Source organism: Paraburkholderia strydomiana, from assembly GCF_046030495.1.
In the GTDB taxonomy this organism is placed as follows: Bacteria; Pseudomonadota; Gammaproteobacteria; order Burkholderiales; family Burkholderiaceae; genus Paraburkholderia; species Paraburkholderia strydomiana_A.
This window is the reverse complement of sequence record NZ_JAQQCJ010000008.1, coordinates 37,512-57,409: the sequence shown is the minus strand read 5'-3', so window position 1 is coordinate 57,409 and position 19,898 is coordinate 37,512. Positions and strand designations below refer to the sequence as shown.

Here is a 19,898-nt window from a genome sequence, read left to right as displayed (position 1 = left end):
CTTGGCCGTCCGTGTGAGCCCGAGGCCGCTTTTTCTCTTCTATGCCAGACATCGCCGCATCATTGCAGTCCTCCCCGCCCGTCGCGCTCGTCAAGGCCGGCCAGCGTTTCGTCTTCGACGGCACGCACGGCTCGTCCGACGCGCTGCTGATCGCCCGCTACCATCTCGCCTGGCGCGAGAAGGTGCCACTGCTGGCGGTCGTGTGCGAAAGCGCTGTCGATGCGCAGCGTCTGTCGCAGGAAATCGGCTTTTTCGCGCCCGAGGCGCGGGTGCGTCTGCTGCCCGATTGGGAAACGCTGCCTTACGATACCTTTTCGCCGCACCAGGACCTCGTCTCCGAGCGCCTCGCCACGCTGCACGATCTCGGCGAAGGCCGCTGCGACATCCTGCTGGTGCCCGCCACCACGGCGCTGTACCGGATGCCGCCCGCCTCGTTCCTCGCGGCCTATACGTTCTCCTTCTCGCAAGGCGAGCGTCTCGACGAAGCGAAACTCAAGGCGCAACTGACGCTCGCCGGCTACGAGCACGTGAGCCAGGTCGTGCGGCCCGGCGAGTATTGCGTGCGCGGCTCGCTGCTCGACCTCTATCCGATGGGCTCGCCGCTGCCTTACCGGATCGACCTGTTCGACGATCAGGTCGACTCGATTCGCGCGTTCGATCCGGACACGCAGCGCAGCCTCTATCCGGTGAAGGACGTGCGCTTGCTGCCAGGCCGCGAATTCCCGTTCGACGAAGCCGCGCGCACCGCTTTTCGCAGCCGCTGGCGCGAGACCTTCGAGGGCGATCCGAGCCGCGCGTCGATCTATAAGGACATCGGCAACGGCGTGCCGTCGGCGGGCATCGAATACTATCTGCCGCTCTTCTTCGACGAGACGGCGACACTGTTCCACTACCTGCCGCAAGGCGCGCAACTGGCGTTCGTCGGCGATCTCGACGCCGCCATCCGGCGCTTCACGAACGACACGAAGCAGCGCTACAACTTCCTGTCGCATGACCGCGACCGGCCGATCCTCGAGCCGGAGCGGCTGTTCCTGTCGGACGAAGATTTCTTCGCGTTCGCCAAGCCGTTCGCGCGGCTCGCGCTGCCCGCCAACGCGGGCGGCGGCTGGTCCACCCCGCTGCCGAATCTCGCGATCGACCGTCATGCGGACGATCCGGTGCTGGCCTTACGCGCGTATCTCGACACCACGCCGAATCGCGTGCTGTTCGCGGCGGAGTCGGCGGGCCGGCGCGAAACGCTGCTGCAGTTGCTGGCCGACAACCATCTGAAGCCCGCCTCGAGCGACAGCTTCCAGGACTGGCTGCTCGGCGACGCGCATTTTTCGTTAGGCGTCGCGCCGCTCGCCAACGGCTTCGCCGTGCCGGCCGACGGCATTGCGATCATCACCGAGACCGAGTTGTACGGGCCGCTCGCGCGGCGCTCGGGGCGCCGCCGCCAGGAACAGGCGAGCAACGTCGATTCGATGGTGCGCGATCTGTCCGAGCTGAAAGTGGGCGACCCCGTCGTGCATTCGCAGCACGGTATCGGCCGCTATATGGGTCTCGTCACGATGGACCTCGGCGAAGGCGAGACCGAGTTCCTGCACCTCGAATACTCGGGTGACAGCAAGCTCTACGTGCCGGTCGCGCAATTGCACGTGATCTCGCGCTACAGCGGCGCCGATCCGGAAAGCGCGCCGCTGCACGCGCTCGGCTCGGGCCAGTGGGAAAAGGCCAAACGCAAGGCCGCGCAGCAGATTCGCGACACCGCGGCCGAGCTGCTCAATCTGTACGCGCGCCGCGCCGCGCGTTCGGGCCATGCGTTCCCGCTCGAACCGAAAGACTACGTGAAGTTCGCCGAGAGCTTCGGCTTCGAGGAAACGCCTGACCAGGCCGCCGCGATCGCTGCCGTGATCGGCGACATGACGAGCGGCAAGCCGATGGATCGCCTCGTCTGCGGCGACGTCGGCTTCGGCAAGACCGAAGTGGCCTTGCGCGCGGCGTTCATCGCGGTGATGGGCGGCAAGCAGGTGGCGCTGCTCTCGCCTACCACGCTGCTCGCCGAACAGCATACGCAGACCTTCACCGACCGCTTCTCCGACTGGCCGGTGCGCATCGCGGAGTTGTCGCGCTTCAAGTCGACCAAGGAAGTCAACGCCGCGATCCAGCAGATCAACGAAGGCACGGTCGACATCGTGATCGGCACGCACAAGCTGCTGTCCTCGGACGTGCAGTTCAAGCGGCTCGGGCTCGTGATCATCGACGAGGAACACCGTTTCGGCGTGCGCCAGAAAGAGGCGCTCAAGGCGCTGCGCGCGGAAGTGGACGTGCTCACGCTGACCGCCACGCCGATCCCGCGTACCCTCGGCATGGCGCTCGAAGGGCTGCGCGATTTTTCGGTCATCGCGACCGCGCCGCAAAAGCGTCTCGCGATCAAAACCTTCGTGCGTCGCGAGGAAGACAGCGTGATTCGCGAAGCGATGCTGCGCGAGCTGAAACGCGGCGGCCAGGTCTACTTCCTGCACAACGAAGTCGAAACCATCGAGAACCGCCGGCACATGCTCGAAGCGCTCGTGCCCGAAGCGCGCATCGCGGTCGCGCACGGTCAGATGCATGAACGCGAACTCGAACGCGTGATGCGCGACTTCGTCGCCCAGCGCGCGAACGTGCTGCTGTGTACGACGATCATCGAAACCGGCATCGACGTGCCGAGCGCCAACACGATCCTGATTCATCGCTCCGACAAGTTCGGCCTCGCGCAGTTGCATCAGTTGCGTGGGCGCGTGGGCCGCTCGCATCACCAGGCGTATTCGTATCTGCTCGTGCATGATCCGCAAGGGCTCACCAAGCAGGCGCAGCGCCGGCTCGAAGCGATCCAGCAGATGGAGGAACTCGGTTCGGGCTTCTATCTGGCGATGCACGACCTCGAAATTCGCGGCACCGGCGAAGTGCTCGGCGACAAGCAGTCGGGCGAGATTCACGAGATCGGTTTCCAGCTCTACACCGACATGTTGAACGACGCGGTGAAGGCGCTCAAGGAAGGCAAGGAGCCCGACCTCACCGCGCCGCTCGCCGCGACCACCGAGATCAATCTGCACGCGCCGGCCATTCTGCCGGCCGACTATTGCGGCGATGTGCAGGAACGTCTATCGCTTTACAAGCGCCTTGCCAACTGCGAACTCAGCGACTCGATCGACGGCATCCAGGAAGAGCTGATCGACCGCTTCGGCAAGTTGCCGCCGCAAGCGCATGCGCTCGTGGAGACGCATCGTCTGCGGCTCGCCGCGAAGCCGCTCGGCATTTCGAAGATCGATGCGGGCGAAGCGGTGATCGGCTTGCAGTTCATCCCGAATCCGCCGATCGACGCGATGCGGATCATCGAGATGGTTCAGAAGCACAAGCACATCAAGCTCGCAGGGCAGGACAAGCTGCGTATCGAAACGCGCAGCCCCGATCTCGCGGTGCGGGTCGCGACGGTCAAGGAGACCCTGCGCGCGCTCGGCGCGCCGAGCCGCGGCACGGCGCCCGCTGCCGCCGCGCGTTGAGTCGGCCACGCGGCTCCCGCACACCTCCCCGTTAGCGTCGCGCGTCAGAAAACGGGGGGGCGTGCTGCGCTTTTATGCTCATGCTGCGGTGCGCCAATGGCCGCCGCAGCATACGGGCGCATTTTTTTTGGGTATGATCGAAAGACTCAAATGCTGGAGTCTTGTCATGTCTCATGTCGCTGAATCGGCGCAGTCCTCGCAATCGCCCACCTCCGCTTCAGATTCCTCTCCCGTTTCGCTGCCCTGGGTCACCCGTCTCGTGTCGATGGACACGGTCAGCCGCAATCCGAATTTCGGCCTGATCGAAACCGTGCGCGACGAACTGCGCGCCGCCGGTATCGAAGCCACGCTCACGCACGACGAACGCGGCGGCAAATGGGCGAACCTGTTCGCCACGATCCCCGCGCATGATGGCGAAACGAATGGCGGCGTGGTGCTATCGGGTCATACCGACGTCGTGCCGGTGGACGGCCAGCAATGGGACAGCGATCCGTTCAAGCCGGAAATTCGCGGCGACAAGCTGTATGGCCGCGGCACTTGCGACATGAAGGGCTTCATCGGCGCGGCGCTCGCGCTCGTACCGGAGATGCAGCGCGCGAAGCTCGCCAAACCGATTCACTTCGCGCTGTCGTTCGACGAGGAAGTGGGCTGCGCAGGCGCCCCGCTCCTGATCGCCGACCTGATGAAGCGCGGCGTGAAGCCGGACGGCTGCATCGTCGGCGAGCCGACCAGCATGCGCCCGATCGTGGCGCACAAGGGCATCAACGCGTACCAGTGCTGCGTGCGCGGCCAGGCGGCGCATTCGTCGCTGACGCCGAAGGGCTTGAACGCGATCGAGTACGCCGCCCGTCTGATCTGCTACATCCGCGACATGGCCGATCAGTTCCGCGAGCAAGGTCCGTTCGACGAACTGTACGACGTGCCCTTCACCACCGCGCAAACCAGCACGATCAGCGGCGGCAACGCGATCAACACGGTGCCGGCCGAATGCAAGTTCCAGTTCGAATTCCGTAATCTGCCCACGCTCGATCCCGAACCGATCTTCGCGCGCATCGATCAATACGCCCGTGAAACGCTGTTGCCGAAGATGCTGCGCGAACATCCGTCGGCGGCCATCGAGATCACGAAGATCGCCGCGGCGCCCGGCCTCGATTCATCTGAACAAGCGGCGATCACGCAGCTCGTGCGCGCGCTGACCGCCGATCAGGACAAGCGCAAGGTCGCTTACGGCACCGAAGCGGGGTTGTTTTCGCTGGCGGGCATTCCGAGCATCGTGTGCGGCCCCGGCGACATCCAGCAGGCGCACAAGGCCAACGAATTCGTCGCGCTGGACCAGCTGGTGGCCTGCGAGCGCTTCCTGCAGAAATTCGTCCGCAGCATGTCGGTCGACGCTCACTGAAACGGCGCGCGGCGGAACGGTTACTGCATCAAACCGGTCTTACTCTCATCGAGGACAACACGCTCCCGCCATGTCAACCGCCACGCCGCAGCACACCGACCACACGATCGACGGCGAGCCGATCCCTACGCTCGACGACATCGCCACACAGCATTTTGCGTTGACGCCGTGGGTCATGCGAACGCCGGTGTTCGACCGGCTCGACTTTTCATCGCTGGAACGCACGGTGGTGAATTTCAAGTTCGAACTGCTGCAGGCGGGTGGCAGCTTCAAGGCGCGCGGCGCGTTCACGAACCTGCTCGCGCTCGACGAAACCCAACGCAGCGCGGGCGTCACGTGTGTGTCGGGCGGCAATCACGCGGTAGCGCTCGCGTATGCGGCCATGCGTCTGGGCATCAGCGCCAAGGTCGTGCTGTTTCGCGCGGCCAATCCGGCGCGTATTGCGTTGTGCCGGCAATATCGCGCCGACATCGTGTTCGCGGAAGATATTGCCGAGGCGTTCGAACTGGTGCGCCGTATCGAAGCCGAAGAGGGCCGCTATTTCGTGCATCCGTTCAACGGTTATCGCACGGTGCTGGGCTCGGCCACGCTCGGCTACGAATGGGCCACGCAAACGCCCGACCTCGAAGCGGTGATCGTGCCGGTCGGCGGCGGCGGTCTTGCCGCCGGCGTCTCCACCGCCATGCGGCTCGCCAATCCCAATGTGCATGTGTACGGTGTCGAACCCGAAGGCTCGGATGTGATGAGCAAGAGTTTTGCCGCCAATCACACGGTCAAGATGGGCCACATGCACAGCATTGCCGATTCGCTGATGTCGCCGCATACCGAGGAATACAGCTACGAGTTGTGCCGCCGTCACATCGACCAGTTGGTGACCGTTTCCGACGACCAGTTGCGCGCGGCCATGCTGATCCTCTTCGAACAACTGAAGCTGGCGGTGGAACCGGCGTGCGCGGCGGCGACCGCAGCGTTGCTCGGGCCGCTGCGCGAGCAGTTGCAGGGCAAACGCGTGGGCGTGCTGCTGTGCGGCACCAATACCGACCCGGTCAGTTTCGCCGCGCATCTCGAACGTGCGCGCCATAGCGAGTCGCAGTTTCCTCAATAGAAACATTCGTCGGCGCAGGCCGGCCCAAAACACTGGCCTATCCTTCTCAGGTTGGTATCATGCGGCTATTGATATCTGGGAGGAACCTCTATGAGCATGATCAAGGAATTCAAGGAATTCGCCCTCAAGGGCAACGTAATGGATCTCGCGGTCGGCGTGATTATCGGCGGCGCTTTTTCCACCATCGTTAATTCAATTGTCAAAGACCTGATCATGCCGATCGTCGGGATTGCCACGGGCGGTCTCGATTTCTCCAATATGTTCATTCGCCTCGGCGAGATTCCGCCCACTTATCACGGCAATCCCACTTCGTATAAAGACCTGCAGACGGCGGGCGTCGCGGTGATCGGTTATGGCTCGTTCATCACCGTGCTCATCAACTTCATCATTCTCGCCTTCATCATTTTCCTGATGGTCAAGTTCATCAACAATCTGCGCAAGCCGGCTGCGGCCGCACCGGCAGAGCCGCCGCCGACGCCGGAAGATGTGCTGCTGCTGCGCGAAATCCGCGATTCGTTGAAGAATTCACCACGTTGAGCCTTAATGATCCGGCGCATTCAGTGCGCCGGATCAAGGCAGAAGAAAGGCCTGTTGCGACAACAGTCGCAACAGGCCTTTCTCTTTTGCATGAGCGAGAAACAACGCGCTCATGCGGCATACGCGTCACGCCTGCTTTTGCGCCTTCAGATTCACCGCGCTTTCGATCATCGTTTCGAGCTGGCCGAAATTGACAGGCTTGGTCAGATGCGACGTGAAGCCCGCGCTCAGACAGCGGCGCACGTCTTCATCGGTGCCGAAGCCGGTCAACGCGACGGCGGGCGCATCCGAGTGCTCGCGAAACGCCTTGATGAAATCGAGACCCGTGCCGTCCGGCAAGCCGACGTCGCTGACGATCAGATCGAAAGCCTGCTGCTGGGTGGCGGCCAGCGCATCGTCGACCCGGCCCACCACGGTCACGTCGTGACCCAGGCCACGGATCAGCTGCGCCATCACCTCGGCGGTATCGACGTGATCCTCGATCAGCAGGATGGTCAGCAATCCGCCCGAATGCACCGCAGCGGGGGCCGCGACCGGTTGCACCTCCGATGGCGGTGCCGCGGTCGGCAGCGTGATCGTGAAGGTCGCGCCGCAGTGCGCACCGGGGCTCTGTGCGGTGACGGTGCCGCCGTGCACGTCGGTCAACGCCTTCGTGATCGCGAGGCCCAGACCCAGCCCGCCGAATTGCCGCGTCATGTTCTGGCTGCCCTGCTCGAACGCGTTGAACAGCTTGCCGATCTGTTCCGGCTCGATACCGATGCCGGTATCTTCGACGCAGATCTGCACGTGCATGCGTTCGTCGCGCGTGCGCACGTAGATATGGCCGCCGTCCGGCGTGAACTTCGCGGCGTTGCGAATCAGGTTCCACAGCATCTGTTGCAGGCGCGCGCGATCGGCCAGCACGTAATGATGGGTCGCGTGCTTGTCGACGTGCACGTCCTGCTGCTTGACCTGAATCTCGCTGCGAAAGAGTTCGAGCACACTGTCCATCACTTCATGCACATCGACCGTTTCGAGCGACAGCCGCAGCTTGCCGTTCGCCACGCGCGTCAGATCGAGCAGGTCGTCGATCAGCCGCGCTTCCAGTTCGACGTTGCGGCGGATCATGCGCACGCTGTTGCGCGCCTGGTCGGGCAGATCGGGAATCATCTCCAGCACGCGGGCGCCGGCCAGCACCGGCGTGAGCGGTGTGCGCAATTCATGCGACAGCATCGCCAGGAAGCGGTCTTTCGCGCGGTTTGCTTCTTCGGCGGTCTGACGGGCCGCCTGCTCCGATGCGAGCAGCCGCTCGCGTTCCTCGATCGCCTCGCGCTGCGAATGAATGTCCGTGCAACTGCCGAACCACTTGACGACGTTGCGTTCGGCGTCACGCACCGCCACCACGCGCGTGTCGAACCAGCGGTATTCGCCGTCGTGGCGGCGAATCCGCATCTCGCGCCGATAGTCGCCGGTCGGGCTCGCCACCGCCTTGAGCCAACTGCGGCGGATCGCGTCGCGATCCTCGGGGTGTACCGCGTCCAGCCATGCGAGACCATACGAACTCTGGTCGGAAAGCCCCGTGTAGTCGCACCACTGCTTCGAGAGAAAATCGCAGTCGCCCGCCGCGTTGCAGGTCAGCACGAGGTGCGGCAACGCTTCCGACAACGTGCGGTAATGCTGCTCGCGATCGCGCAGCAGCAAGGCCTCGTCCGACGCTCTTTGCATGCGCACTTGCGACAGCACGCGCTCGACGGCTTCCGGCAGGTAATCGAGGTAATCGCCGGCCTTCGGCACCACGTCGGAGACGCCCGCGCGCAATGCTTCGATCACGCGCGATTCGTCGGTAAAGCCGGTCACGAGGATCGCGGGAATCCGCACGCCTTCCGCGCGCAGGCGGCGAAAGAAGTCGAGTCCGGTTTCCGGTCCGCTCAACTGGTAGTCCAGCACCAGCAGATCGGGGCCGCCGTCGGCGAGCCGCGCGCGGGCGGCATCGGCGCCCGCGCAGATCGCGACGCGGCAGCCGGCGCGTTCGAGCGACTTGCGCGCGAGCCGCAGAATGCCTTCGTCGTCATCGACGACGAGCACATAGGCGGCGTGCGGCGTGGACACTTCTTCGGTCATGCGGACTGTTCTCTGGCTGATCGGTTGGTCTATCGCTGGCTCTATCTTGTCATGAGCGGCTTTTGGGCAGCTTTGGACTGCGCCGGGCACGCCCGCGCGCAAGCCCGCGATCAAGGCGCGCCGAGCCGATGGCCGGGCGGCAGCTTGACCACTTGCAGGAAGAAGCCCAGACGGCGCACCGCTTCGATGAACGCATCGTATTCGACCGGTTTGCAGATGTAGACGTTGCAGCCGAGTTCGTAGCAGCGGGCGATTTCGCGCGGATCGTCGGTCGTGGTCAGCACGATCACCGGCACCGAGGCGGTCCGCGGCGATTCCTTCAGACGCCGCAGCACTTCGAAGCCGTCCACCCGCGGCATTTTCAGATCGAGCAGCACGACGAAATGAGTCAGATCTCCGCACGGCGGATGGACGTCCGCGACGGGGCTCGGCATCGAACCGCCCGCGCCTTCGGGCGGCGCCGGGCCAAAGAAGTAATCGAGAGCCTGCTGCCCGTCACGAAAACGTATGAAACCGTTCGATATGCCGGCGCGGCGCAGATTGCGCTCGACCAGCGTGGCGTGGCCGTCGTCATCCTCAATCAGCACGATGCTGACCGTTTCCCCGTGACTCATATGCGCTCCGTGCTAATCATTCGTCCAGCCATGCGGCCTTTCATGTCCGCCATGTCTGTCACGCCCGTCATGTCCGCACCGCTGCCGTGCGTCCCCCGTGCCGCGTCAGAGGCGTATCGGCTGTTCGGGCAACGCGACGAAGAAGGTCGATCCCGCACCTTCGGCCGACTCGACCCACACCCGCCCGCCATGCCGCTCCACCGCGCGCCGCACCACCGCGAGCCCGATGCCGTCGCCGCGCGCGACCTCGCCATGCAGACGCTGGAACGCGCGGAACACCTTCGACATATACGCTGCCGGTATCCCAAGGCCGTTATCGCGGACGTAATACGTGCGCATGCGCACCGCACGCGGGTCGGTTTCATCGACCGGTTCGGGCTCCAGTGCGCCGACCTCGATACGTCCGTTACGCGCCGGGTCGAGAAAATTCAGCGCGTTGCCGATCAGGTTGCTGAAGATCTGCTCGACCGCGGCGGGGTCGCCCCACGCGGGCGGCAACTCACGCACCGTGACGACCGCCTGGCGCTCGCTGATGGCGCCCCGCAGCGCGTCGACCACCCGGCCCACCACGCGCCCCACACTGACCCGCTGCCATTGATATTCGAGCCGCCCCACGCGCGAAATCCGCAACAGCGCGTCGATGATCGACGCCGCCCGTGTCACCGCGGTGCGCAAATAGTGCAACGACTCGCGCACGTCGCCGTCGAGAATATGCGCCATGCGCCGACGCTCCGCCTCCGGCAATCCGGCCTGCGCCACGATGGTATCCAGTTCGTCGCACGACACCTGCAATTCCTTCGAAAAGCCTTGCAGATTCACCAGCGGCGAGCGCAAATCATGCGACACGCTGTAGATGAACATTTCGTTGTCTTGTGTTTCCTGACGCAGTTCCTCGTTGACGCTCGCAAGCTCCAGCGCGCGCGCTTCGAGCCGCGTCTTGAGCGTGGCCTGCTCCTTGTCCGCTTCGCGCAGACGCGCACCGGTTTGATGCAGCACGGCGTCGAGCGTCGAGATTTCGTCGTTGCCCGACAGCGGTACTGCGAGCGGCCGACCGTTGCCAAGGCGCTCGGCGTTGTCGGTCAACACTTCCAGGCGCCGCCCGATGCTACGCGCGAACACCGCCGCCGTGGCCGCCCAGATCAGCATCGAGCCTAGCACCGCTGCGATCAGCGCGTTTTGCTGACGCTCACGGCGCCGTGCGAGCGCGGCCGAACGGTCGGCATCGAGCCGCGTAGCCTCGTTGCCGAACGCGGTGAGTTCGTCGCGAAACAGCACGATCTGCCGCGGCAATGCGCCGGTCTCCCGTGCGATGAACGGCGCGAGGCCGCGCCCCTCGTGCAGCGCCTGCGAAATGGCGAGCGTGTGCGCGCGATAGGCATCGACCACGCGCTGCATGTTGCGCACGCGCTCGACCTGCTGCTGCGTGCCGGCGACCAGCGCGTCGAGTTTCGACAGACGGTCGCCGAGGTCGACCCACACCGTATGACGCTCGAGCAGCGAGGCGTCGCGGGTCGCCATGGCCGTGCGCACGCGCGCGGCCTGACGCAGCAGCGGATCGACGAGGGCCGATGACTGATAGAGGATCTGCTTGCTGTTGTCGACCCACTGCGCGGCCTGCGCTGTCTGCTCCTGGGTATCGAAGACGACGCCAAGAAGCGCCAGCTCGACCACGCTCGGCACTGCAATCAGCAGCAGACCCTTCGTGAATAATTTCATGGTCACCCGAAGGGTCGTTCGAGCCGAGGCGGCTCGCGAGCACCGGTTGCGCGCGCCCCGCTCACGCGCCAGAGGCAAGCGCCTCGCGCGCTGCGCAATGCAGCCGGCCGGGCCATTATCGACGTGAACGCGAGATATTTCAACGCAACCACAAGATGCGCTCGCCCACATAAAAATGACTTTTTTATTGATATCGGATGTTTTTTCGGCGGCTCGTGCGTCTATGATGGAGACAGATGTGATGGGATGCGAAAGCGCGCGGCGAGGCGGTTCGGCATGATTCGTGCGGGAGGCGATGAGGCGGCGAAGTCGTCGATTCATCGTGAATCCGACCTTGTCGTATGCTATAAAAGATCGACGTGCGGCGCGCGAAGCCGGGAGTTGTCGCATGAGGACGCAGCGTTTCTTGCAATTCTTTTTCAGGCGAATTTTTATGTCCTTCCCGAAAAAGCGTAGACGCGCGAAGGTGGACGGCGATGAGTCGTTCCTCGCGGTACTGCGGCATTTCAAGCCGTTCGGTCAGCTCGACACCAAGATTGCGCGTGCTCGTGCACAAGACGAGCCGGTGTTGTATGCCCACGTGTTGCCCGGGCTCGACGTGCTCCTGTGCAGCGTACGCGGCGCGCAACCACCCTATCCGGCGCCCGCCGAGTTGAGGCGGCGCTGCATCGAATCCATCACCAATGCGTTGGAACAGCCGCTCGACGGGCTCGAGAACGGCGGGTACTGGTACGAGGCGGACGGCTTCGGCTTCCTTGTCTTCGCCAGCCGTGCGCGCGGCAAGATTCTCACGGAATTCGGCGCCACGCGCGTGGGTACGCGTCGGGGCGTGCGTCGCCAGGATGCGGCAGGCGATGCCACACCGCGCTCGCTCAGGTAGATATGTCGCGTTAGCTCCGGCAGTTCATTCCTGCACTTGCTTTGCTGCGCCCGGCAGCGCCGCCGGTTTGATCCAGGCGGCGCTGTATCCCTTCTCTTCAGTTGAACTTGCCATGTCCGGCGCTGCATGGGTATGCGCGCGCCCCACAGGCGGCGTGATGCTGTCCGTTACTCCGTGATCGATTCGTCGGCGTGGCCGCCCACGGGCGGCATGCTGATCAGCCACAGGAAGATGAACGACAGGCAGCCGCCGAAGCTCCAGCCCGGCCAGTCCGCGGGCAGCACCGGTAGCATGGAAAACATCAGCTCCCCTTATATTCGGCCGCGCTCGCCGGCGACATGACAGCGGGCTTTCGATTCGCCGCGGCAGGCGACGACGCACCTCCCCCAGACTTGTTGACCGGTGCGCCTTCGAGCGACAGTGGCGCCTTGGGCTTCTGCTTGACGCCTGGCGGCGGCGCCGTCGGCGCCTGACGAACCTGCGACAGCAATTGCGCACACGGCAGCGGCTTGTTGTTGCTAGGCGCGAGCAATGGAATCAGCGCCGCGAACGGATTGATCAGGCCGAGCCCGATTACCGCGCCGCCTCGCAACGCGAGCGCCGCCACGTTCACGCCCACATGCGGGTCCTTGAAGGTGCCCTTCACGTAGAGCGGCGAGCGCAGCGAAAACACGCGGAAGCCCTTGGTATGAGGATGCACGCCAAGATCGAGCGTCTCGTCGCGCAGATTGACGGTGCCGTCGATGTTGATCACCGCATCGTCGGTATCGAGTGCGAATATGCGCGACTCGAGCACGCCGTTGGTCGCGACGAAATCGGCGGCCGCGCAATTGATCTTCACGTCGCGATTGCCGAACAGTTTTTCATACACGACGTTCGCCACGTTCAGCCCCGCCGCTTCCATCAGCAGACGGCTCACGGTGCCGTCCGTCACCAGTGCCTTCAACTCGCCGTTTGAGGTGGCCGCGAGCGCCGCCGGCGAATTGCCGGTCGCGGTCAAGGCGGCATCGCCGTTGATCTCGCCGAGGGCGTTTTGCATCGTCTTGAAGTTCGGGAACAACTGCTTGAGCTTCAGATGACGCGCCGAGGTTGCAAAGCGCCCCTTCAGCGGCACCACGCTGCCGTCCAGATGAATGTCCGATGCGAGCGAGCCGCCCGCTACGCCAAATTTCAGCGGCTCCAGCGACAAGACCCCATCGGTCATGACGACATGCGTGTACAGGTCCGTGATCGGCAGATCGGTGGTCTTGACGATGCGCCGGCCGGTGAACTTGACGTCGGCGTCGATCGCCTTCCAGCGGTCGGTACGGAATTCCTCGACCGGCAGCACGCGGCCGCTCGGCTGCGCCGTCGCATCGCCGCGTTTGGCCTTGCTCGCGTTCGAGTCCGCGCCGATCACCGGCGCCAGATCCGAGAACTGCAGCAGATGTGACACCAGTTCGCCCTGCAGCAGCGGACGCGGCTCACGCGCCGTATAGGTCAACGACCCGTTCAGATCGCTGCCGCCGACCCGGCCTGTAAAATTTTCATACTTGAAGACGTTGCCGCTCGACTTGAACTGACCGATCAGCCGGCCTTCGGTCGCATACGGCGGGGTGTCGGGCAAGGTCACGTCCGTCAGCGAATAGAGACGCGCCATGCTGTTGCCTTGCAGCCAGAGGCGCAGATCGACCGCAGCAAGATGCGCGGGATCGGTGATCGTGCCGACGAGACCCACGTGCAAGTCGCCCGCCTTCACGTCGGCCTGCACGGGGAACGGCCGGTTCGCGTCCTGGAGCGCCAGCACGCCGCCGACCTTGCCGCTGCCCGCCACCGGTGTCTTGTTATAGGTGCCCTTGATGGTCCAGCCGATCGCATACGGCGGGATCTCCCGCTTCGCCCCAGCCGAGGCGCTCGCCTGCGCCTTCGTTTCGCTCGTGCCCGATGTCGCTGCCGCGCCGCTCGCGCCCTCGCTGGCCGCGCGGGAACCGCCGGCCATCAGCGCGCCCGAGGCACCCGACGCCGCGGTTGCGCCTGACGCATCGATATCGGTCGCCGAGGCGCCCGACGCGGCCGCCGCCGATGCCGCCGCAGCCTCCGAGGCCGCCTGCGCATTCGCCTGCGCCGTCAGCTTGCTCGCACCCGCCTTGCCGATCGCCTGCGCCGACGCGCTGCGCGAGGCCTCTTCCTGCTGCTTCATCGCCTCGCCGATCGGAATCGGCTGGCCGAGCGTGTCGATGACCATCTGCACGTCGACTTTCTTCTGCTGGTCGGACAGCGCGATATTGCCCTTCGCAAACGCGATGTCGTGCAGATCGAGCTTCCATTCGGATGGCCCGCTCGATGCAGGCAATTTGAAAGTCCAGTTGTTGCGCCCGTCGAGCAGACGTTCGAGATCGACGGACGGATTCACGAGGTTGATCGCCGGAATCACGATGTCGTGCGCAAGCAGCGGCAGCACCTTGACCTGGAAATCGATTTCATCGAGCGTGGCGAAGTTCGGCTGTTTGGTCCAGTCGGGATTGCCCACCGTGATGTTCGCCGCCGAGAAGCGCGGCCAGGGCACCCAGCCGCGCCAGCCGGTCTCGCCGACCGGATGCCGCCAGCCCACCTTCAGATCCCCATTGATCGCGAACGGCCGGCCGATGGCTTGCGTGACCTTGTCGTTGACATAAGGCCGGGCACGATTCCAGTCGAAGGTCAGAATAAAAATGGTCAGCGCGATAATCAGAAGGACGATAGCCGCCAGCAGCCATGCGATGATTTTTCCGATCCGCCGTCCGATGGTGCTCGACCCTGCCATTGTGAAGCTCCGTCATTGTTCTACGTTATCGACCGGCCAGCAGATATCGTGCCCGGCGCCTGGCGACGCAGCGCGTTGTCGTTCGCGCTGCCGTTCGTGTTGTCGTTCGCGTTGTCGTTTTATCATGCTGCACGCCTCGACGGCGAATCGGCGGCACGGAGTGCCGCCTCGCACGTCATCCCGGCCATGACACAACCCCACTGCGACCCAACTCATGACCGATGTTCCTTTCGTCCTCGCCGACGGTATCGTCCGGCGCGATGCGCTGCGCGGCCAGACGCTGTTGCTGCCGACGACCTTCGCGCTGCACGCCGGCGAGCGTGTCGCGATCACCGGCGCGTCCGGCTCGGGCAAGAGCGTGTTGCTGCGCGCGCTCGCCTTGCTCGATCCACTCGATGCTGGACGCATCCTGTGGCACGGTGCGACGGTCGAGCGCGGCGCGATTCCGCGTTACCGGCGCAGCGTCGCCTATATCCGGCAGCGTCCCGCGCTGCTCGACGGCAGTGTCGAAGACAACCTGCGCTATCCGTTCGAATTGCGCGCCTATCGCGACGTGCGCTTCGATCGCACGCGGGCGGCTAGTCTCGCCACTCAGGCGGGACGTGCCGGCGACTTTCTCGACAAACGCGCGAGCGAACTGTCCGGCGGCGAAGCGCAGATCACCGCGCTGATCCGCGTGCTGCAACTCGCGCCCGAGGTGCTGCTGCTCGACGAACCTACCGCATCGCTCGACCCGGAGTCGTCGCTCGCGATCGAGGCGCTGGTGCGCGCGTGGTTCGACGCCGATCCCGCCCGTCATGCGTCGATCTGGGTGTCGCACGATCCGGCGCAAGCCGCGCGCATGAGCGAGCGCCATCTGACAATGCGCGCCGGCACGCTCGACGAAATCGCCGCGCCGATGTCCGCGCATCAGGAGCCCGCTCCATGACATTGCAGAACCTGAGTTTGTGGGACGTCGCGATCGCCGCGCTGCTGATCGTGGTGAACGGCGCGGTATCGGTGGCGCTGAAGCTCGATCTCGAACGCAAGCTCGCGTGGGCCGCGCTACGCACCGTGGTGCAGTTGCTCGCGATCGGCTATGTGCTCGGCTGGGTGTTCAGTTACGACCGCTGGTACGTCGTGCTGCCGCTGATGATCGTGATGACGCTGATCGCCGGCTTCGCGGGCGCGGGGCGCGGCACCCGCACCTATGCCGGGCAGCGCGCCGACAGCGTGCTGTCGATCTGGGTCAGTTCGTGGCTGGTGGCCGCGGTCGGCCTGTTCGTCGTAATCCGCATTCATCCCTGGTACGAGCCGCAGTATGCGATTCCGATCCTCGGGATGATCCTCGGCAATACGCTAACCGGCGTGTCGCTCGGCATCGAACGGATGACCGAGGAATTGACGGCGCGGCGCGACCGCGTCGACATGGCGCTCGCGCTCGGCGCGACACGCTGGGAAGCGGCGCAGGCGCCGGCGCGGCAAGCCGTGCGCGCGGGCATGATGCCGACATTGAACCAGATGGCGGTGGTCGGCGTGGTGAGCCTGCCCGGCATGATGACGGGCCAGGTGCTGGCGGGGCAGTCGCCATTGCAGGCAGTGCGCTATCAGATCGTCATTATGTTTCTGATCGCGGCGTCATCGACGCTGGGGACCGTGGGTGCGGTGCTGCTGACGTACCGGCGGCTGTTCTCGGCGGAGCACCGCTTCTTGTCGGCGCGGCTGATGGAGCGGGCGGTGAAGCGTCGCTGAGGGGTGTGCAGGCGGGCCGTGCCTGGAGACTGAGGCAGATGTCGCGGCAAGCCTCGCTCGCAAACACAACACGGTGACAAGACATGCTCAGTCAGTGCTAAAGACATCGTGACAAACGTCGCGCGAAGACGCAGCGGCAGACATGCTCAGGCTTGCTCGATGCGCCGCCGCATACCCTGCTCGACGACGCAGCGGCGTGCCAGGTTCACGGGCCGCGGAAGGCATCGCGCCAAGGCCTGCTCACCTGTCCAGCGGCAGGCCGCGCCCAGCAGCACGCATGCGGCGCGCCGCCGACGCCCCCTCTTCAACCGGCTTCAGCGCTTGGCGCTGACCGCCACTTCAGTGCCGTCGCCGAGCGTGAGCGTTTTCGTGCTGCCGTTGACCGGCATCGTAAAGCGCAGAATCTGACTCACGCGCACATCGTTCGGACACTTGATCGTTTTTCCGCCGCTCGTCACGGTCTTCACCCCATGCGGCGCTTGCGCCTGGAAGCTCATCTGCACGCTCGCCGTGCCGTCGCTGCCGACGACCGGTGCAAAGCGGATCTGTGTCTGCCGGATCATCGCGCCGTTGGTATCGACCGGCAGCGACGCATAGTTCGGACACGCATCCGTGCCGGTCACCGGGCCGCCCGGCGGCACGGTCTTCCATGTGAAGTCGTCGGTCTCGCCCGAGCGGATCGTGCGGGTTTCCTGTGAGTTGCCGAACTGCTTCGACGTGACGCGAACCGTGTAGCGGATCGGACCGTCGAGCGCGGACTGGGTCGTCACCGTGATCGGCGTGGCTGCGTGAGCCGCCGGCACGAGCATGACGGGCGCGAGCGCGCAAGCGAGAGAAGCGACAACTGAAACGGCGGAGAGTTTGAAGCTGGAGCTCATACTGTCACCTCGTTGTTGTGCCGCTGCGCGCCCCGCTTCAACGCTACTGTCTATGATGCACCGCCCGAGCCGGGCGGTTGGCCCGGCGAACCGGTGCGCGAGACACGCAACTGTTTTCGCATGATGCACCGCCAGTCTAACGCCAAGCGCGGCACCGCGCGTGCCGCCTGGGCTCGGGTGTTAACCCGCTTGCGGGGACGCGTTTTCTGCGTGTGCAATCGCCAAAACGCTGCGATTGCGGGAGGCTCTGGCCGCCGCTTCGATCGCCCCACCTCGCGGCACACCGCATTGCGTTGTCTCGGATGGTGCGCGGCAACTGAACATGGCCGGCGCGCATGACTGCGGCACCGGCCATATCGAATCATGCATCCGCGCACGGTGCGGCTTAGAAGCCCGTCAAGACCAGCTTGCCGATCGCGCGCCCTTCTTCGAGCAGCCGATGCGCACGGCGCAGATTCGCCGCGTTGATCGTCCCGAGTTCTTCTCCGACGGTCGTGCGCAGCGTGCCCGCGTCGAAGAGGCGCGCCACTTCGGTCAGCAGCTTGTGCTGTTCGATCATGTCGGGCGTGCCGAACATCGAGCGGGTGAACATGAACTCCCAATGCAACGCGGCGCTTTTCGCCTTCAGCAGTTCGACCGGCACAGGCCCGCTGTTCTCGACGATCGTGCAAATGCCGCCTTGCGGCTTGATGATTTGCGCGGCCACCGGAAAATTCTTGTCGGTGTCGTTGAACATCAGCACGTAATCGACCTGCTCGATGCCGAGCTTTTTCAACTGCGCGGGAATGTCGCCGAAGTGATCGACGGTATGGTCCGCGCCCAGTTCGGTCGCCCATTTCGCCGATTCGGGACGCGACGCGGTCGCGATCACTTTCAGCTTCGCCAACTGCTTCGCCAGTTGAATGCCGATCGAGCCGACGCCGCCCGCGCCGCCGAAAATCAGCACCGTGCGGCCTGCGTCCGCGCCTTGCGGCGACACGCCGAGGCGGTCGAACAACGCTTCCCACGCGGTGATCGCGGTCAGCGGCAGCGCGGCCGCGTGCGTGAAATCGAGCGACGCCGGTTTGCGCCCGACGATCCGCTCGTCGACCAGATGGAACTCGCTGTTCGCGCCCGGCCGCGTGATGCTGCCCGCATAGAACACCGGATCGCCGACCTTGAACAGCGTGACGTCCGGGCCGACAGCGGCCACCGTGCCGGCGGCATCCCAGCCCAGCACGCGCGGCGTCTTTTCGACGGTGTCTTTCGGCGCGCGCACCTTGGTGTCGACCGGATTGACGGAGATCGCCTCGACCTTCACCAGCAGGTCGCGCCCCGTGGCTTCGGGTTTCGGAATGTCGACGTCGACCAGCGCTTCGGTTTGATCGATCGGCAAGTAGCGGTAGAGACCGACGGCTTTCATGGAGGCTCCTGTTCTGTCCGTTTCAATGAGATGAAGGGTCGGCGAGCCTTGCCGCCGATCCATGCGTGTGATCCTACGGCGATTCTTACTCTTATAAAACCGGCATAATGACTGAAACATCTTTTTGTATTTCAGAATAATGAATCTTCCCGATCCCACCGCGCGATCCTCGTCCAGCGAACGGGAGCGGCTCGATCTGCTCGACGTCGCCCTGTTCGTGCGCGCCGCGCTGCTCGCGAACGTGTCGGCGGCCGGGCGCGAGTTCGGCTTGTCGGCGGCGGTCGCGAGCTCGCGCATCGCGCAACTGGAACGGCTCCTCGGCGCGCGCCTGCTGCACCGGACGACCCGCCGCATCAGTCTCACTCAGGACGGCGAAGTGTTCATGACACGCGCCGAAGCGCTGCTCGACGCGGCAGCCGCCGCGCGCGCGTCGGTGGGCCGCGCACAAGCCGAGCCGCAGGGCCGCTTGCGGGTGTCGATGCCGTCGTCGTTCGGGCGGCAGCACGTGTCGCCGGTGATCAGCGAATTTCTGCGCCGCCATCCCGGCGTCAGCGTCGATTTGCGGCTGACCGATCAAGTGATCGATCTGGTCGATGCGGGGATCGACGTGGCGATCCGCGTCGGCGTGCTGAAGGATTCGTCGCTGGTCGCGCGGCGCCTCGCGGTGAACCGGCGGGTGCTGTGCGCCGCGCCCGCCTATCTCGCCGCACACGGCCTACCGCATCATCCGTCAGATCTCGCTCGGCACGAATGCATGATTCTGTCGGACCAGCGGGACTGGGCCTTCGTCACGCCCGCCGGGCCGCTCGACGTGCGCGTGAGCGGGCGGCTCATCACCGACAACGGCGAGGTGATCCGCGATGCGCTGCTCGCGGGCTTCGGCATCGCGCTGAAATCGACGTGGGACGTGGCGCCCTATTTGCGCAGCGGCGCACTGGTCCGCGTGCTCGACGCCTATCCCCTGGCCGAGGAGGTGGCGATCTGGGCGGTGTATCCAAGCCGCGCGTTCGTGCCGCCGAAGACGCTCGCGTTCATCGAGTTTTTGGCGGCGCATTTTGGTGATCCGCCTTATTGGGATGGTGTGGCTGGGTTAGGTTAGGGTTAGGTTAGGTTTGGATCGGTTTCGAGCTGAGTTTGGGCGGGCTTTGGATTGCTTTGAGCCCGGCTCGCTTTGAGTCGACTTTGAGTCGGCGCTGAATCGGCGCTGAATCGGCTTCGGGGCGGTTTCTG

General features: G+C 64.8%; 15 protein-coding genes. 8 read left to right on the top strand and 7 right to left on the bottom strand.

Annotation, left to right across the window (positions count from 1 at the left end):
* The first annotated feature begins 41 nt into the window (after nucleotides 1-41).
* The 4 genes from mfd to mscL all read left to right on the top strand — a co-directional run bounded on the left by mfd (nucleotide 42) and on the right by mscL (nucleotide 6,565).
* A complete protein-coding gene (gene mfd / locus PQQ53_RS12735; RefSeq protein ID WP_408324323.1) occupies nucleotides 42-3,524 on the top strand; it encodes a transcription-repair coupling factor in 3,483 nt (1,160 codons plus the stop codon).
* 166 nt (nucleotides 3,525-3,690) lie between these two features.
* Nucleotides 3,691-4,923, top strand: a complete 1,233-nt coding sequence (gene argE, locus PQQ53_RS12730) for an acetylornithine deacetylase (protein WP_408142422.1) — start codon at nucleotides 3,691-3,693, stop codon at nucleotides 4,921-4,923.
* A gap of 70 nt (nucleotides 4,924-4,993) precedes the next feature.
* Entirely contained in the window at nucleotides 4,994-6,028 is a 1,035-nt protein-coding gene (locus tag PQQ53_RS12725) for a threonine/serine dehydratase family protein (protein ID WP_408142424.1), read from the top strand.
* Nucleotides 6,029-6,118: 90 nt separating this feature from the next.
* A complete protein-coding gene (mscL, locus tag PQQ53_RS12720; protein ID WP_408142426.1) occupies nucleotides 6,119-6,565 on the top strand; it encodes a large conductance mechanosensitive channel protein MscL in 447 nt (148 codons plus the stop codon).
* A 126-nt stretch (nucleotides 6,566-6,691) separates the two neighbouring features.
* Here mscL and PQQ53_RS12715 read toward each other — a convergent pair whose 3' ends face one another.
* The 3 genes from PQQ53_RS12715 to PQQ53_RS12705 all read right to left on the bottom strand — a co-directional run bounded on the left by PQQ53_RS12715 (nucleotide 6,692) and on the right by PQQ53_RS12705 (nucleotide 10,995).
* A complete protein-coding gene (locus tag PQQ53_RS12715; RefSeq protein ID WP_408324321.1) occupies nucleotides 6,692-8,665 on the bottom strand; it encodes a hybrid sensor histidine kinase/response regulator in 1,974 nt (657 codons plus the stop codon).
* Nucleotides 8,666-8,775: 110 nt separating this feature from the next.
* Nucleotides 8,776-9,279 (bottom strand): response regulator, encoded by a 504-nt coding sequence (locus PQQ53_RS12710; RefSeq protein ID WP_408324319.1) that lies wholly within the window; start codon nucleotides 9,277-9,279, stop codon nucleotides 8,776-8,778.
* Between the two features lie 105 nt (nucleotides 9,280-9,384).
* Nucleotides 9,385-10,995, bottom strand: a complete 1,611-nt coding sequence (locus PQQ53_RS12705; protein WP_408324317.1) for a sensor histidine kinase — start codon at nucleotides 10,993-10,995, stop codon at nucleotides 9,385-9,387.
* 388 nt (nucleotides 10,996-11,383) lie between these two features.
* On the opposite strand from PQQ53_RS12705, the gene PQQ53_RS12700 reads away from it, so the two are divergent.
* Complete coding sequence (locus PQQ53_RS12700; RefSeq protein WP_408142482.1) at nucleotides 11,384-11,875, top strand: hypothetical protein; 492 nt, start codon at nucleotides 11,384-11,386, stop codon at nucleotides 11,873-11,875.
* 167 nt (nucleotides 11,876-12,042) lie between these two features.
* Here the strand turns inward: PQQ53_RS12700 and PQQ53_RS12695 are convergent, their stop codons facing one another.
* Together PQQ53_RS12695 and PQQ53_RS12690 are read right to left on the bottom strand one after the other, a co-directional pair.
* A complete protein-coding gene (locus PQQ53_RS12695) occupies nucleotides 12,043-12,177 on the bottom strand; it encodes a hypothetical protein (RefSeq protein WP_408142433.1) in 135 nt (44 codons plus the stop codon).
* Entirely contained in the window at nucleotides 12,177-14,657 is a 2,481-nt protein-coding gene (locus PQQ53_RS12690; RefSeq protein WP_408324315.1) for an AsmA family protein, read from the bottom strand. Before PQQ53_RS12690 ends, PQQ53_RS12695 begins: the two co-directional genes overlap by 1 nt.
* Nucleotides 14,658-14,871: 214 nt before the next feature.
* On the opposite strand from PQQ53_RS12690, the gene PQQ53_RS12685 reads away from it, so the two are divergent.
* Both PQQ53_RS12685 and PQQ53_RS12680 read left to right on the top strand, forming a co-directional pair.
* Nucleotides 14,872-15,585, top strand: a complete 714-nt coding sequence (locus PQQ53_RS12685; RefSeq protein ID WP_408324313.1) for an ABC transporter ATP-binding protein — start codon at nucleotides 14,872-14,874, stop codon at nucleotides 15,583-15,585.
* On the top strand, nucleotides 15,582-16,388 hold the full coding sequence (locus PQQ53_RS12680) for an ABC transporter permease (RefSeq protein ID WP_408142441.1): 807 nt from the start codon (nucleotides 15,582-15,584) through the stop codon (nucleotides 16,386-16,388). Before PQQ53_RS12685 ends, PQQ53_RS12680 begins: the two co-directional genes overlap by 4 nt.
* A 314-nt stretch (nucleotides 16,389-16,702) precedes the next feature.
* Here PQQ53_RS12680 and PQQ53_RS12675 read toward each other — a convergent pair whose 3' ends face one another.
* Nucleotides 16,703-17,266: a DUF6013 family protein gene (locus PQQ53_RS12675; RefSeq protein WP_408324312.1), complete on the bottom strand. Its 564-nt coding sequence runs from the start codon at nucleotides 17,264-17,266 to the stop codon at nucleotides 16,703-16,705.
* A gap of 385 nt (nucleotides 17,267-17,651) precedes the next feature.
* Entirely contained in the window at nucleotides 17,652-18,668 is a 1,017-nt protein-coding gene (locus PQQ53_RS12670) for a zinc-binding alcohol dehydrogenase family protein (protein WP_408152578.1), read from the bottom strand.
* Nucleotides 18,669-18,807: 139 nt separating this feature from the next.
* Between PQQ53_RS12670 and PQQ53_RS12665 the strand changes: the two genes are divergently transcribed.
* Complete coding sequence (locus PQQ53_RS12665; RefSeq protein ID WP_408152577.1) at nucleotides 18,808-19,767, top strand: LysR family transcriptional regulator; 960 nt, start codon at nucleotides 18,808-18,810, stop codon at nucleotides 19,765-19,767.
* Nucleotides 19,768-19,898 lie beyond the last annotated feature (131 nt).